At 71.8% G+C, this 12,873-nt stretch carries 12 protein-coding genes and 1 tRNA gene; 3 read left to right on the top strand and 10 right to left on the bottom strand.

Annotated elements, in window-relative coordinates; all coding sequences use genetic code 11:
- Window positions 1-132: 132 nt before the first annotated feature.
- The 3 genes from JOF43_RS00230 to JOF43_RS00220 form a co-directional block, all read right to left on the bottom strand.
- Window positions 133-205: transfer RNA gene (locus JOF43_RS00230), tRNA-Arg, on the bottom strand.
- 108 nt (window positions 206-313) lie between these two features.
- Window positions 314-1,285, bottom strand: a complete 972-nt coding sequence (locus tag JOF43_RS00225) for an LppM family (lipo)protein (RefSeq protein ID WP_209897710.1) — start codon at window positions 1,283-1,285, stop codon at window positions 314-316.
- Between the two features lie 132 nt (window positions 1,286-1,417).
- Entirely contained in the window at window positions 1,418-2,053 is a 636-nt protein-coding gene (locus tag JOF43_RS00220) for a cell division protein CrgA (protein WP_209897708.1), read from the bottom strand.
- Window positions 2,054-2,167: 114 nt separating this feature from the next.
- Between JOF43_RS00220 and JOF43_RS00215 the strand changes: the two genes are divergently transcribed.
- Genes JOF43_RS00215 through JOF43_RS00205 form a run of 3 tightly spaced genes read left to right on the top strand, consistent with a single transcriptional unit; the run spans window position 2,168 to window position 3,815 of the window.
- The gene (locus JOF43_RS00215) at window positions 2,168-2,893 is read left to right on the top strand and encodes a DUF881 domain-containing protein (RefSeq protein WP_209897706.1); all 726 of its coding nucleotides are present in this window, start codon (window positions 2,168-2,170) and stop codon (window positions 2,891-2,893) included.
- Window positions 2,893-3,633, top strand: a complete 741-nt coding sequence (locus JOF43_RS00210) for a class E sortase (RefSeq protein ID WP_209897704.1) — start codon at window positions 2,893-2,895, stop codon at window positions 3,631-3,633. The genes JOF43_RS00215 and JOF43_RS00210 overlap by 1 nt, the downstream gene beginning before the upstream one ends.
- Window positions 3,633-3,815: a hypothetical protein gene (locus tag JOF43_RS00205; RefSeq protein ID WP_209897702.1), complete on the top strand. Its 183-nt coding sequence runs from the start codon at window positions 3,633-3,635 to the stop codon at window positions 3,813-3,815. Before JOF43_RS00210 ends, JOF43_RS00205 begins: the two co-directional genes overlap by 1 nt.
- Window positions 3,816-3,840: 25 nt before the next feature.
- On the opposite strand, the gene JOF43_RS00200 is transcribed toward JOF43_RS00205, so the two are convergent.
- The 7 genes from JOF43_RS00200 to JOF43_RS00170 are packed head-to-tail and all read right to left on the bottom strand — an operon-like array spanning window position 3,841 to window position 12,872.
- On the bottom strand, window positions 3,841-4,509 hold the full coding sequence (locus JOF43_RS00200; RefSeq protein WP_209897700.1) for an anthranilate synthase component II: 669 nt from the start codon (window positions 4,507-4,509) through the stop codon (window positions 3,841-3,843).
- On the bottom strand, window positions 4,502-6,697 hold the full coding sequence (gene pknB, locus JOF43_RS00195) for a Stk1 family PASTA domain-containing Ser/Thr kinase (protein ID WP_209897698.1): 2,196 nt from the start codon (window positions 6,695-6,697) through the stop codon (window positions 4,502-4,504). The genes JOF43_RS00200 and pknB overlap by 8 nt, the downstream gene beginning before the upstream one ends.
- Complete coding sequence (locus JOF43_RS00190) at window positions 6,694-8,181, bottom strand: serine/threonine-protein kinase (protein WP_209897696.1); 1,488 nt, start codon at window positions 8,179-8,181, stop codon at window positions 6,694-6,696. The genes pknB and JOF43_RS00190 overlap by 4 nt, the downstream gene beginning before the upstream one ends.
- Window positions 8,178-9,623 carry a peptidoglycan D,D-transpeptidase FtsI family protein gene (locus JOF43_RS00185; protein WP_209897694.1) on the bottom strand — a complete coding sequence of 482 codons (1,446 nt, stop codon included), beginning with the start codon at window positions 9,621-9,623 and terminating at the stop codon, window positions 8,178-8,180. The genes JOF43_RS00190 and JOF43_RS00185 overlap by 4 nt, the downstream gene beginning before the upstream one ends.
- Window positions 9,620-11,014 (bottom strand): FtsW/RodA/SpoVE family cell cycle protein, encoded by a 1,395-nt coding sequence (locus tag JOF43_RS00180; RefSeq protein ID WP_209897693.1) that lies wholly within the window; start codon window positions 11,012-11,014, stop codon window positions 9,620-9,622. Before JOF43_RS00180 ends, JOF43_RS00185 begins: the two co-directional genes overlap by 4 nt.
- Window positions 11,014-12,348, bottom strand: a complete 1,335-nt coding sequence (locus JOF43_RS00175; RefSeq protein WP_209897691.1) for a PP2C family protein-serine/threonine phosphatase — start codon at window positions 12,346-12,348, stop codon at window positions 11,014-11,016. Before JOF43_RS00175 ends, JOF43_RS00180 begins: the two co-directional genes overlap by 1 nt.
- Window positions 12,345-12,872: an FHA domain-containing protein FhaB/FipA gene (locus JOF43_RS00170; RefSeq protein ID WP_209897689.1), complete on the bottom strand. Its 528-nt coding sequence runs from the start codon at window positions 12,870-12,872 to the stop codon at window positions 12,345-12,347. Before JOF43_RS00170 ends, JOF43_RS00175 begins: the two co-directional genes overlap by 4 nt.
- Window position 12,873: the final 1 nt, after the last annotated feature.

Here is a 12,873-nt window from a genome sequence, read left to right as displayed (position 1 = left end):
GCGTCATAAGGCGGAGTTATGAAGATGGCCTCCGCCGGTGCGGGCGGGGCGGCCGGCGGGGAGAACGCGGTCACGACTGCCCGTGCGCGACGAAGCCCCGGTCAGAATCGCTTCTGACCGGGGCTTCTGCGGTGCGCCCGGAGGGATTCGAACCCCCAACCTTCTGATCCGTAGTCAGATGCTCTATCCGTTAAGCTACGGGCGCCCGTCGGCTTTCCGACCTGACCGAGTCTAGTGCTCGGCCCAGGTGGGCGCCAATCCGGGAGCCATGACCCTGCTCACACGGCTCCAGAGGGGCGCACCGACCCGGGTCTCACTGTCCCGGAGGCTGCGGAGGCCTGCTCCAGCCCTGCTGGTCCTGCGAGCCGCTGCCCGGCTGACCCCACTGCTGGCCCTGATCGCCTTGCGGGGCGGGCGGGGAGGGCTGGCTCCACGGCTGGCCCTGATCGCCCTGCGGCGCGGCAGGCGGCGGCGGGGCCTGACCCCACGGCTGGCCGTGCTGCGGAGCCGCCGGCGGCGCGTCACCGGCGGATATCGAGGCCGCACCCGCTGTGCCACCGAAGGCTGCCGGGGCTGCCGGGCCGGACCCGCCGGGGCCCTTCGGGCCCCTCTTCGCGCGGCGGGAACGGACCACGAAGAAGATGACCGCTGCGAGCACGAGCAGCAGGAGGAAGCCGACCACGAGCACGATGACGATCACGATGACCCAGGGGAAGCCGCTGGACTCCGCGGTGATGTCCACGCCCTGGGAGAGCTCGGTGACATCGGTGTAGGTGACCGTCTTGCCGTCGACGGTCCCGCCCGCGGACTCGAGGACCTTGCCCGGGAAGGTGAAGGACATCCGGAAGTCGAACGCGGAGGCATCGGCGCCGTACCCGCTCGCGAGCACGTCGATGTCCTCCTGGGTCAGAGCCTGGTCGGCACCGAAGTCGAACGTCAGATGGTACTCACCGCCCTCCTCGGCCAGTTCCATCCCCTCGCCGAATTCGCCGCGCTCCAGCATGCCCTCGGCGCGGCACCCCCAGATCCCGTCCTCGTCGTAGGCGCTCACCTCGACCTCGCCGAACGAGGAGCCCTCCGCCTGCATCTCCTCGCACAGGGCCTCGGCGCTGTCGAACTGCTGCTCCGCGTAGGAGGACTGGAAGCCGATATCGAAGGCGAGATTCATGGTGTCGGCGTCCTGGATCTCGTAATCCGCGTACAGGCGGCCACAGCCGGCCAGGAGCAGGACGAACGGCAGGACGAGGACGGCGAGGAGCCGGCGCCGCGCCGAGATGGTGTTCATGATGTTCCCCCGTCGGGTCAGGATGTGTGGACCGCGGCGCGCCCGCACGAGGGGCTGCGACAAGCTCAGAGTACCCGGGCAGGGGGAAAAGCGCGGTGGGGAGAACTCCCCATCGCCCTGGGCCTGCGGACCCTACTTCCAGAACATGAGCATGCCACCGCCGACGAGCATCACGCCGAAGCCGGCGGCGAGATTCCAATCGCCGATCGGCAGCGGCAGCGCGCCCGAGGAGAGGTAGAAGGTCACCAGGTACGCCAGGCCCACGAGGAGGAGCACGACGGCGGTGGGCGCCAGCCAGGCCGGGTTCGGGGCCTCGGCGGCGACCCGGCGGCCCGTCGTGCGCGCGGACTCGGCGGCGGCAGCCCGCTTCGGGGAGCCGGCCCGGGTGGCGTCCTTCGCCTTCTCGGAGACCTCGCTGCCGGAGGACGCCGCCGAGCTCTTCGAGCTCGCGGCGTCCTTGCCCTTGTGCTTGCCCTTCGAAGCGACAGGGTCCTTGCCGGTCTTCTTGCGCGACGTCACCGGGTCCTTGCCGGAGGCGCTGCCCGTGGTCCCCTCGTCCTCGGCCGACTCGCCGGCGGTGACGGCCCCGGCCCCCTCGGTGCTCTCCTCGGCGTCCGCGGCGGTGGTCTCGGCACCGTCCCCGGTCGCAGGATCGGCGGAGTCGGGGGAGAGGTCGTCGGGCTCGTCGGTCCCGGGCGCGACGGCCGTCGTGTCGGCCGTCGTCTCCGACGCGGCCGGCGCCGACGACTTCTTCCTGCTCTTGGCCATGAAACGGTGCTCCCTCGAGGCGGCCTGTCGTGCGGCGCGCCGCACGGGCCCGCAGACGCGGGCCTTGGCCTAGGGTAATGGTCGTCGGCGGAGCGCGCGAAGCGAGGAGTGACCATGGTCGAGGACGCCGGGCGGACCCGCGGCCCTCGCCGCGGTCTCGGCGTCGCCCTCGTGATGGTGCTGTGCGGCGTGCTGTTCGCGACCACCGCCCGCATCTCCGGCGGCGGCTCGATCCGCGACGAGAGCGGCGACGTGGCCGGCGTGCTGCGGGAGCGGGGCCGCACCATCGAGCAGCTCACCGACGAGGCGGCCGACAAGCGCGCCGAGATCGAGCGGCTGTCCGCGGAGGGCGGGGACGCTGCCACGCAGGAGCGCTCCACCCGCGTCTCCGAGGCGGTGGGCCTCAGCGAAGTCAGCGGTCCGGCCCTGCAGATCACCCTGACCGACGCTCCGACCAGTACGCTCGGTTCCATGCCTGATGTCGAGCCGGACGATCTCGTCGTCCACCAGCAGGACATGGAGTCCTACATCAACGCCCTCTGGGCAGGAGGAGCGGAGGCGATGATGCTGCAGGACCAACGGGTCGTCGGCGGCAGCGCCTTCCGCTGCGCCGGCAACACCCTGCTGCTCGAAGGGCGCGTCTACTCCCCGCCCTTCGTGATCACCGTGATCGGGCCCACCGAGCAGATGCTGGCGGCCCTCGACGACACCTCGGGGGTGCAGATCTACCGTGAATGGGTCGATCACGTCGGCCTCGGGGAGCAGATCAAGACCCTCGAGGAGACCACCCTCCCGGGCTTCGAGGGGTCCTTGACCCTCGAGACGGCACAGGCCGGATGATGGCCGCTCGTCCCCGCCACCGCGCCAGCTCGCGCACCACCGTCCTCGGCCGGACGATCGGCGTGCTCGGGGAGCTGCTGATCACCCTCGGTGCCCTGCTCCTGCTCTTCCTCATCTGGCAGCTGTGGTGGACCGACGTCATGGCCGACCGCGAGCAGTCCGGGATCATCGCCGGCCTGGAGGACGAGTGGGGCGACGTCGATTCCGAGCGCATCGCTCCCGCCCAGGACGGCCCGCCGCCGGTGCCCGACACCCTCGGGGACTCGATGGTCTGGGGAACCATGCACGTGCCCGCCTTCGACCGCGAGCGTTTCCCGCTCGCCGAGGGGGTGAGCCTCGAGAAGGTCCTCAACGTCAAGGGCGCCGGGCACTATCCGGACACGGCGCTGCCCGGCCAGGTCGGCAACTTCTCGGTGGCCGGCCATCGCAACACCTACGGCCGCGTCTTCGAGGACATCGCTCGCCTGAAGGGCGGCGATCCGGTCGTGGTCGAGACGGCCGACGCCTTCTACGTGTACGAGGTCACCGAGTCGCTGGTCGTCGACCCGGGAGACGTCGAGGTGATCGCCCCGACCCCCGGGGAGATCGGGGTCGAGCCCACCGAGCAGATGATGACGCTGACCGCATGCCACCCGATGTACTCCGCCCGCGAGCGCTACATCGTCCACGCCGAGTTCGCCTACTGGACGGACCGCGACGACGGCATCCCCGAAGCGCTCGCGTCCACGGAGGAGAACTGATGTACGCCTGGCTGTTCCGCCGTCTGCCCGGCCCGCTGTGGGCGCGGATCCTGCTCGCCGTGGCCGTGCTGGCCGCGGTCGTGGTGCTGCTGTTCGGCTGGGTGTTCCCGGCGATCGCGCCGTTCATGCCGTTCAACGACGGCCTCGTCGGCGGATCGGAGGTCAGGACCTCCACCCCTTGACCCGGGGGCCCGGCTCGCGCGCCGCTCAGCCCGCGGTCATCAGGGGCACGAGCCCCGCGGAGCGTTCGACAGCGTCGCGACCGTCGCACAGCTCGAGGAAGCGCGCCAGCATCAGATGGCCGTTCTCGGTCAGCACCGACTCCGGATGGAACTGGACGCCGTGCAGCGGCAGCTCGCGGTGGACCAGGCCCATGATCATCCCGTCCGCGGTGCGGGCGGTGACCTCGAGGCTGGCGGGGATCGTGGCCGGGTCGACCGTGAGCGAGTGGTAGCGGGTCGCGACCATCGGCGACGGGGCGGCGGCGAACACGCTGCGCCCCTCATGGGTGAGCTCGCTGGTGCGGCCGTGCATGAGCTGCGGGGCGTGACCCACCGTGGCACCGAAGTACTGGCCCAGGGCCTGGTGGCCCAGGCACACCCCGAGCATCGGCACGGCACCGTCGGCGCAGGCCCCGATCACCTCGAGCGTGCGGCCGGCGGTGGTGGGCGTGCCGGGCCCGGGGGAGAGGAGCACCCCGTCGAACCCGGTCAGGTCCACGCCGCCGGAGGCGTCGCCCGGCACCTCGTCGTTGCGCACGACGACCGTCTCGGCCCCCATCTGCTGCAGGTAGCCCACGATCGTGTAGACGAAGCTGTCGTAGTTGTCGACCACGAGGATGCGGCTGTCCGCGACGGGTGTCGCCTGCTCAGTCATTCCCGTTCCCCTTCTGGTCCCCGTCGGCGATGCCGTTGCCGCGACCGATCGCGTTGCCGTTGGTGTCGTCGCCGGCGTTCCCGGTGCCGCCCCCGTCGTCGCTCGGGCTCTCGCTGGGATCGTCCGAGGGCGTCTCGGTGGGCGTCGGGCTGTCGCTCGGCGACTCGCTGGGCGACTCCGTCGGGGTCGGGGACTCCTCCGGGCCGCTGGAGACCACGATCATCACCGTCGAACCGCGCTCGGCCTGCTCGTTCGCTGCGGGCTCGGTGCGGATCACGCGCCCCTTCTCCACGGAGTCGGAGGCCTCGGTGCTGGTGTCGAGGCCGAAGCCCGCGTCCCCGAGCGTGTTCTGGGCCTCCTCGAGGGTGTGGCCGGTGACGTTCGGGACCGTCACCGGGCCGGGGGCGGTCGCCACCACGAGGGAGACGGTGGAGCCGTAGGGCGCGCTGCCGCTGTCGGCGGTCGGGGTCTGGGTCAGCACGGTGCCCGGATCGGCCTCGGTGGTCTCCTTGTCGGAGGCCTCGGGCACCTCGAAGCCGTAGCCCTCGAGGGTCTCCCGGGCCTTGTCGACCTGGGTCCCCTCGACGTTGGGCACTTCGACGTCGCCCGAGGCGAAGCGCACCTCGACCTCGGAGCCCTTCTCCGCGGTGGCACCGCCCTGCGGGGTGGTGCGGGTGACGGTGCCCTGCTCCTGGGGGGCGTCCTCCGGGTCCCCCTCGACCATCACCAGCCCGACGTCCTCGAGCGCCTGCTGGACCTCGTCCCGGGTCATGCCCGTCAGGTCGTCCGGGACCGTCACCGCCTCGGGTCCGGCCGAGACCGTCACCTCGACGGTGGTGCCGACCGCGACCTGCTCGCCCTCGGCGGGGCTGGACTCGATGACGATCCCCTCCTCGACCTCCTGGGACTCCGTCTGGGTGAACTCCGCCTCGAGACCGGCGTCGCCCAGGAGCGATCCGGCCTCCTCCTCGGTCTGCCCGGCCACGGCCGGGACCGGGACCATCTCGGGGCCGTCGGGCTCCCAGGGCCGCAGGAAGGCCAGGGCCGCGCCGACCAGCGCCAGCACGGCGATGATCACCAGGATGATCAGCCACCAGGGGCGCTTGCGCTCGGGCTCCTCCTCGACCTCGCCGGGGGAGTGCGGGGACGCACCACCGGAGGCGACGGGGGTCGGGGCGGTGGACCAGTCGGCGACCCGCCCCCCGGCGCCCGCGGCACCGACGCCGGCCATGGCCGGCAGCGCCTCGGTGGCCTCGTCCAGGGGGTTCAGCACGGTGGTCGCCTGTCCGTCGGCCCCGCCCGGGACGGCGCCCTCGATCAGGGTCGGGGCGCGCCCGGCGACCACGGCGGCGATGTCGCGGGAGAATGCGACCGCGCTCGGGTAGCGCTCCTCGCGGTCCTTGGCCAGTCCGGTGAGGATGACCGCGTCCAGCGCCGGGGTGATCGCCGGGTTGTAGGCCGACGGCGGCTGCGGCTCCTCGCGCACGTGCTGGTAGGCGATCGAGACCGGGGTGTCGCCGGTGAAGGGTGGGCGGCCGGTCATCAGCTCGTACATGACGCAGGCGGCGGAGTAGATGTCCGAACGCGCATCGACCAGCTGCCCACGGGCCTGCTCGGGGGAGAGGTACTGGGCGGTGCCCATGACGGCCTGGGTCGCGGTCATGGCGCTGGTGGCGTCCGCGATCGCCCGGGCGATGCCGAAGTCCATCACCTTGACCGCGCCGGCGTCGTTGATCATCACGTTGCCGGGCTTGATGTCGCGGTGGACGATCCCGGCGCGGTGCGAGTACTCCAGCGCGCTCAGGAGCGCGGCCATGATCTCTCCGGCCCGGCGGGCGTCCATCGGGTGCTCGGGGTCGATGTGCTCGCGCAGGGTAGTGCCGTGCACGTACTCCATCACGATGTACGGGATGGTGACGTCCGCCCCGGTGACCGTCGTCTGGGTCTCCTCGCCGGTGTCGTAGACCGCGACGATGGAGGGATGGTTCAGGGCGGCGGCGCTGTGGGCCTCGCGGCGGAACCGCTCCTGGAAGTTCGCGTCACGCGCCAGGTCGGAGCGCAGCACCTTGACGGCGACCGTGCGGTGCAGGCGGGTGTCCTCCGCCAGGAACACCTCGGCCATCCCGCCGGTCCCCAGGATCTTCCCCAGGGTGTAGCGGCCCCCCAGGACCACGTTCTCTTCGCTCACTGAACACCTGTCCTCGCGCCGTGGTCGACACCGACCGATCCGAACATCGTACGTGCTGACAGCGCCTCACCCGTCCCCGGGTGCTCGACGCCCGTCGCCCCCAGGGGCAACCACCCCAGGCCGCCCGCGACGGCCACCGCGATCACCACCACCAGCAGGACCAGCAGCACCAGTCCGGGCAGGGTGAACGGCCCGAGGCTGCGTCCCGTCGACGTCCCGCGCACCGTGCGCGCCGAGGCCGGGGTGTCCACGTCCCCCAGCCCGCCGGGCGCGGAGGCCCGCTCGGAGCCGTCGGCACCCGTGCGCGCAGACGCCGCCGACCCGCGCGACGGGGAACTGCCGTCCGCGGCGGACGCCCGCGGGGAGCGGGGAGGAGGCGCCGGGGAGGCGGCCGACCTCGCCGAGGGGGCGGAGGGCCCTGACAGCGCCGAGCGCGCGGAGCCGCCGGAGGTCGCAGAGCCACCGGAGCGGTGACGGACGCCCCGGCCCCGGCCCGACATCGGCAGCGGCATGGCGGCGGTGCGGGTCCCCGTCGGTGAGGCGCCCGGGCGCTCGTGCTCGCCGCTGGAGCCGGCGGGCCGCACGGCGTTCTCCCCGGTCCAGTCGTGGTCCTCGACCCGGGTGACCGGGATCGCGCCGGTGGTGAAGCGCGGCTCCACGCCGCGCTGGATCGCCTCCAGGATCCGCGCCACCGCCGCGGCGGAGCGGGGACGGTTCGCCGGGGCCTTGGCCAGGGTCATCATGACCAGCTGGCGCAGATTCGCGGAGATCGCCTCCGGCAGCTCCGGCGGCTGCTGCTTGACCTGGGCCATCGCGATCTCGACCTGGCTGGACCCGGTGAAGGGCCGGTGCCCCACCAGCATCTCGTAGGCCACGATCCCCAGCGCGTAGATGTCCGACAGCGACGTGGCCTGCTTGCCCATCGCCTGCTCGGGGGAGAGGTACTGGGCGGTGCCCATGACCAGTCCGGTCTTGGTCAGCCGCGCCTGGTCCCGGCTGCGGGCGATCCCGAAGTCTGTGATCTTCATGGACCAGTCGTTCTGCTCGTCGACCAGCACGTTCTCCGGCTTCACGTCACGGTGGACGACGCCCTTGGAATGGGCGGCGTCCAGCGCGCGGGCCAGCTCGATGAGGATGGAGACGACCCGCTTCTCGGGCAGCCCGCCGGAGTTCTCCTCGATGATGTCCGACAGCGGGCGGCCCGGGCAGAGCTCCATCACGATGTAGGCGCGCCCGTCGAGCTCGCCGTAGTCGTACAGGGCGGCGATCGCGTCGTGCGAGAGCGCCGCGGTATGGCGGGCCTCCGCGCGGAACCGCTTGAGGAAGCCCTCGTCGCCCGCGTACTCCTCGCGCAGCACCTTGACGGCCACGTCGCGCTCCAGCTCCTGGTCGCGACCCTTCCAGACCTGTCCCATGCCGCCGGTGGCGATCAGGGACGTGAGTTCGTAGCGCCCTTCCAGCACGAGCCCCGCCTCGGTCCTCATTGCGTGATCACCGCCTCCATGACGTCCTGCGCGATCGGTGCCGCCGTGCGCGACCCGTATCCGCCCTCCTCGACCACGACCGACACCGCGATCTTCTGGTCGTCCTGCTGTCCGTACCCGACGAACCAGGAATGCGGGGCGCGGTCCTGACCCCACTCGGCGGTGCCCGTCTTGCCCCCGACCTCGGCGCCGTCGATCGCGGCGGCCGTGCCGGTGCCGTCCTCCACCACGCCGACCATCATCTCGCGCATCTGAGCGGCGTTCGAGGCGCTCAGCGGCTGGCCCAACTCCTTCGGGCTCAGCTCGCCCACGGTCGAGAGGTCGTTCGTGCGCACCGCGTCGACCAGCTGCGGCTCCATGACCACCCCGTCGTTCGCGAAGGCGCCGGCCACCATCGCCATCTGCATCGGCGTCACGCGGTCCTCGTACTGGCCGATCGAGGTGGTGGCCAGCTGGGCGTCGTCGAGGTCGCTGCCGATCGTCGACGGCGTCACCGACAGCGGGATCTCCAGCTCCTGGCCGAAGCCGAACTCCTGGGTGGTCTGCGTCAGCTGCTCCTCGCCGAGGGCCACCCCGAGCTGGGCGAAGGAGGTGTTGCAGGACTGCCGCAGCGCGTCGGCGAGGGTCGACTCCTCGCCCGGGCCGCAGGGATCGGTGCGGCCCGCGGAGAAGTTGTTCATCACCGCCGAGGAGTTCGGCAGCTGGTACGTGCCGGGGCCCGGGATGACGGACTCGGCCGTGTAGTCCCCGCTCTCGAGCGCGGCCGAGGCCGTGATCAGCTTGAACGCGGAGCCCGGCGGGTAGAGGTCCCCGCCGATCGCCCGGTTGGTCAGGGGGCGGTCGGGATCTTCGTTCAGCCCCGACCAGGCCTCCTGCACCTCGGAGGTGTCGTGCGAGGCCAGCTCGTTGGGGTCGTAGCTGGGGGAGGAGACCATGGCCAGCACCGCGCCCGTCTCCGGATCCAGGGCGACGACGGACCCGCGGCGCCCGTCCAGCGCGTCCCAGGCGGCCTCCTGCGCGGCGGAGTCGAGGGTCAGCTCGACGGAGGCCCCGCGCCCCTGCTCGCCCGAGAGGATCGCGGAGATGCGGTGGTAGAACAGGGCGTCGGCCTCGCCGGAGAGGGTGTCGTTCAGCGAGCGCTCGATGCCGGAGAAGCCGTAGACCACCGAGTAGTACCCGGTCACCGGCGCATACATCGCCCCGGGGTCGTAGCTGCGCTGGTAGCCGTAGGTGTCGCCCGAGGCGCTCGAGGTCGCGATCGGCTCCCCGTCCACGACGATCGGGCCGCGATGACGGCCGTACTCGTTGTAGGTGGTGCGCAGGTTCTGCCCGTTCGCGTTGAGCCGATCCTGGGCGATGACCTGGAAGTAGGTGGTGGAGGTGAACAGCAGCACGAAGAGCACGCTGACCACCAGCCACACATGGCGCAGGGGCTTGTTCATGCCGGCACCTCCGAGGACGGCCGACCGGCGCTGCCGGGGGCTGAGGCGCCCGGGACCTGCCGGGCGGCGGGCCGGCGGGCGGCGTCCGAGAGCCGCACCAGGATCCCGGCGATGATCCAGTTGCACACCAGCGAACTGCCGCCGGCGGCGAGGAAGGGCAGGGTCAGTCCGGTCAGCGGGATCACGCGGGTGACGCCGCCGACGACGACGAACACCTGGAGCGCCACCACGAAGCCGAGACCCCCGGCCAGCAGGGTGCCGAAGCCGTCGGAGATGCCGACGGCCGCGCGGACGGCGCGCTGGACCAGCAGCAGGTACGCCAGCAGCAGGGCGAAGGCCCCCACCATGCCGAGCTCCTCGGCGAAGGAGGTGAAGATGAAGTCCGACTCCGCGTGGGGGACCACGTCGGGGCGCCCCTCACCCAGGCCCGCCCCGGTCAGACCGCCGTTGGCGAGCCCGAACAGGCCCTGGTTGATCTGCCCGCAGTTGGCGAAGTTCTCGCTCGCCAGCGGGTCCAGCCAGCAGGTGATGCGGGTGCGGACATGGCTCATCTGGGTGGCCGCGAACACCGCCGGGGGCAGGAACATGACCGCCCCGATCACCAGCCAGCTCAGGCGGTCGGTGGCCACGTACAGCATCACCACGAACAGCCCGAAGAACATCAGCGAGGTGCCCAGGTCGGTCTGGAACACCAGCACTGCCATGGCGAAGCCCCAGGCCACCAGGATCGGGCCGAAGTCCGACCAGCGCGGCAGGTGGATGCCGAGCACCTTGGGGCCCGCGAGAGCGAGGGTGTCACGCCGGGAGACCAGGTAGCCGGCGAAGAAGATCGCGAAGGCGATCTTGGCCAGCTCCGCGGGCTGGAAGCTGTTGCCCGCGATGGAGATCCAGATCCGTGACCCGTTGCGGGCCGAGCCGAGCCCGGGGACCAGCGGCATCAGCAGCAGGATCGCGCCGACCACGGCGCTGATCCAGGTGTAGCGGCGCAGCCAGCGGTGGTCCCGCAGCAGCACGATCACGGCGACGCACAGCAGGACCCCGACGATCGCCCACAGCATCTGCCGATCGGCGCCGGCGGAGGTGCGCAGACCGTAGATCTCGTTCGCGGCGTGCACGCTGTCGATCATGGCGACGCCCAGCAGGTTCAGCAGCACCACCAGGGGGAGGATCACCGGGTCCGCGTAGGGGGTGCGCCACATGACGACGACCTGCAGCACCAGGGCCAGCACCGTCACACCGATGCCGTACCGCATGAGGTCCTCGGGCAGCTCGTCGAAGCGGCCCAGGCTCACCAGGGCGTAGGCACCCACGCCGATGATCACCGCGAACGCCAGCAGCACCGCCTGGATGATGCGGCGCGGGCGGGCGGTGTAGGAGACGATCGTGGCCACTAGGAGTCCTCGCCCTCACCGGTGGTCGACGGCGTGGGGGTCGCGGGTTCGCCGCCGCCGTCGGAGGATGCGCCTCCGCCGTCGGACGGCGCCGGCTCCGTGGCCTCGGGCGGCAGGTTCGCCATGGCCGCCTGGTCCAGGCGGTCGATGATTTGCTCGGCGGACTCGCGGTCCCCGGCGGAGATGGTCCGCTCCACCTGCTGGCGCGTCACCTCGGGCAGGTCCTCGACGGAGATGTCGGTGACCTCGATGGGCTCCGACAGCGAGATCGGGCCGAGGTCCTGGGACAGGCCCTGGTAGAGCACGACGTTGGTGCCGTCCGTGCCCACGAAGAACTGCCGCTGCGACCAGGCGTAGCCGGCCCACAGCACGCCGCCGAGCAGCGCCACCAGCAGCGTCACGGCCACCAGGGCGGGCCAAGGGCTGCGCCGCGGTGGCTCGTCCTCGGTGAAGTCGTCGTCCTCGTAGGGGACCTCGGGCTCCTCGCGCGTCAGCGCAGCGGCCTTCGCGGCCGGGCCGGAGGCCGCGGTCGGCTGGTGGCGGGTGCGGGCCGCCGAGCCCACGATCTGCGGGGAGGTCGAGGGGGCCTCCTCGGCGCGGGGCAGCTCGTCGAGGTCGACGACGTCGGCGACGAGGCAGGTGATGTTGTCGGGACCGCCGCCCTTGAGGGCGAGCTGGATCAGTTCGTCGGCGCACTCGCCGGGATCTTCGAAGGCCTTGAGCGTCGCGTCGATGGTGTCCAACGAGACCAGGCCCGACAACCCGTCCGAGCACAGCATCCAGCGGTCGCCGGCGTGGGCGGGGCGCAGCGAGAGGTCGAGCTCGGGGTCGGCGTCGACGTCGCCGAGCACGCGCATCAGCACCGAGCGCTGGGGGTGGCGCTCGGCCTCCTCCTCGGTCAGGCGGCCCTCGTCCAGCAGGCGCTGGACGAAGGTGTGATCCTTGGTGACCTGGATGGTCTCGTCCTCGCGCAGCAGATAGGCGCGGGAGTCCCCGATGTGGGCGAGGGCGAACTTGCCCTCGGCGCGCAGCATCGCGGTGATGGTGGTGCCCAGGCCCCGCAGCTGGGGCTCGTCGCGGGCGCGACGGAGGATCTCCTGGTTGGCGTCGAGCACCGACTCCTCGAGGGTGGCGACGATGTCGGAGGCCGGGGTCTCGGAGTCGAGCCGTGCGAGGCGGCCGATCGCCACCGAGGAGGCGACGTCGCCGCCGGCGTGACCGCCCATGCCGTCGGCGACGACCAGCAGGTGACTGCCCGCATAGCCGGAGTCCTGGTTGTTGGACCGTACGAGACCGACGTCGGAGCGGGCGGCGTACCGCAGGGCGATGCTCATCGCGGACCTCGTCTCAGCTCGATCTCGGTGCGGCCGATCCGTACCTGGGCGCCGGGCCGGAAGGGCACGGACCCCTCGATCCGTCGTCCCGACACCAGGGTGCCGTTGGTGGACCCGAGGTCCTCCACCATCCATTCGCCGTCGCGCTCGTAGACGCGCGCGTGACGGTTGGAGGCGTAGTCGTCGTCGAGCACGAGGGTGCACTCGGGAGCGCGACCGATGAGGATCGGGGTGGAGCCGAGCGTCAGCGAGGTGCCTCGCAGCGGCCCCGCCGTGACGACCATGGCCGTCGCGGTGACCTCGGGATCGGTGCGCATCGCGGCCGGGTCGGTGCCGGCCGCCGCGGCCGCCCCGCCGATCGGTCCGGAGGCCGGACGCTGCTCGCGCCGCGGGTCACGGCTGGACCGGGTGACCACGGTGGTGCCGAACAGGTCGTTGCGCAGCACCAGGACCACCACGATCACGAACACCCACAGCGCCAGGACGAAACCGAGGCGGAGCGCGACGAGGGTCAGTTCGCTCATG

Origin of the sequence: Brachybacterium sacelli (assembly GCF_017876545.1) — a bacterium.
Classification (GTDB): Bacteria; Actinomycetota; Actinomycetes; order Actinomycetales; family Dermabacteraceae; genus Brachybacterium; species Brachybacterium sacelli.
This window is presented reverse-complemented; position numbering and strand designations above follow the sequence as displayed.

Bases quoted from the DNA above. Each gene is read 5' to 3' on its own strand.
- JOF43_RS00205 (WP_209897702.1), top strand. From the start codon at position 3,633: ATGTACGCCTGGCTGTTCCGCCGTCTGCCCGGCCCGCTGTGGGCGCGG.
- JOF43_RS00210 (WP_209897704.1), top strand. From the start codon at position 2,893: ATGGCCGCTCGTCCCCGCCACCGCGCCAGCTCGCGCACCACCGTCCTC.
- JOF43_RS00175 (WP_209897691.1), bottom strand. From the start codon at position 12,348: ATGAGCATCGCCCTGCGGTACGCCGCCCGCTCCGACGTCGGTCTCGTA.
- JOF43_RS00215 (WP_209897706.1), top strand. From the start codon at position 2,168: ATGGTCGAGGACGCCGGGCGGACCCGCGGCCCTCGCCGCGGTCTCGGC.
- JOF43_RS00200 (WP_209897700.1), bottom strand. From the start codon at position 4,509: ATGACTGAGCAGGCGACACCCGTCGCGGACAGCCGCATCCTCGTGGTC.
- JOF43_RS00225 (WP_209897710.1), bottom strand. From the start codon at position 1,285: ATGAACACCATCTCGGCGCGGCGCCGGCTCCTCGCCGTCCTCGTCCTG.
- JOF43_RS00185 (WP_209897694.1), bottom strand. From the start codon at position 9,623: ATGAACAAGCCCCTGCGCCATGTGTGGCTGGTGGTCAGCGTGCTCTTC.
- JOF43_RS00220 (WP_209897708.1), bottom strand. From the start codon at position 2,053: ATGGCCAAGAGCAGGAAGAAGTCGTCGGCGCCGGCCGCGTCGGAGACG.
- JOF43_RS00170 (WP_209897689.1), bottom strand. From the start codon at position 12,872: ATGAGCGAACTGACCCTCGTCGCGCTCCGCCTCGGTTTCGTCCTGGCG.
- JOF43_RS00190 (WP_209897696.1), bottom strand. From the start codon at position 8,181: ATGAGGACCGAGGCGGGGCTCGTGCTGGAAGGGCGCTACGAACTCACG.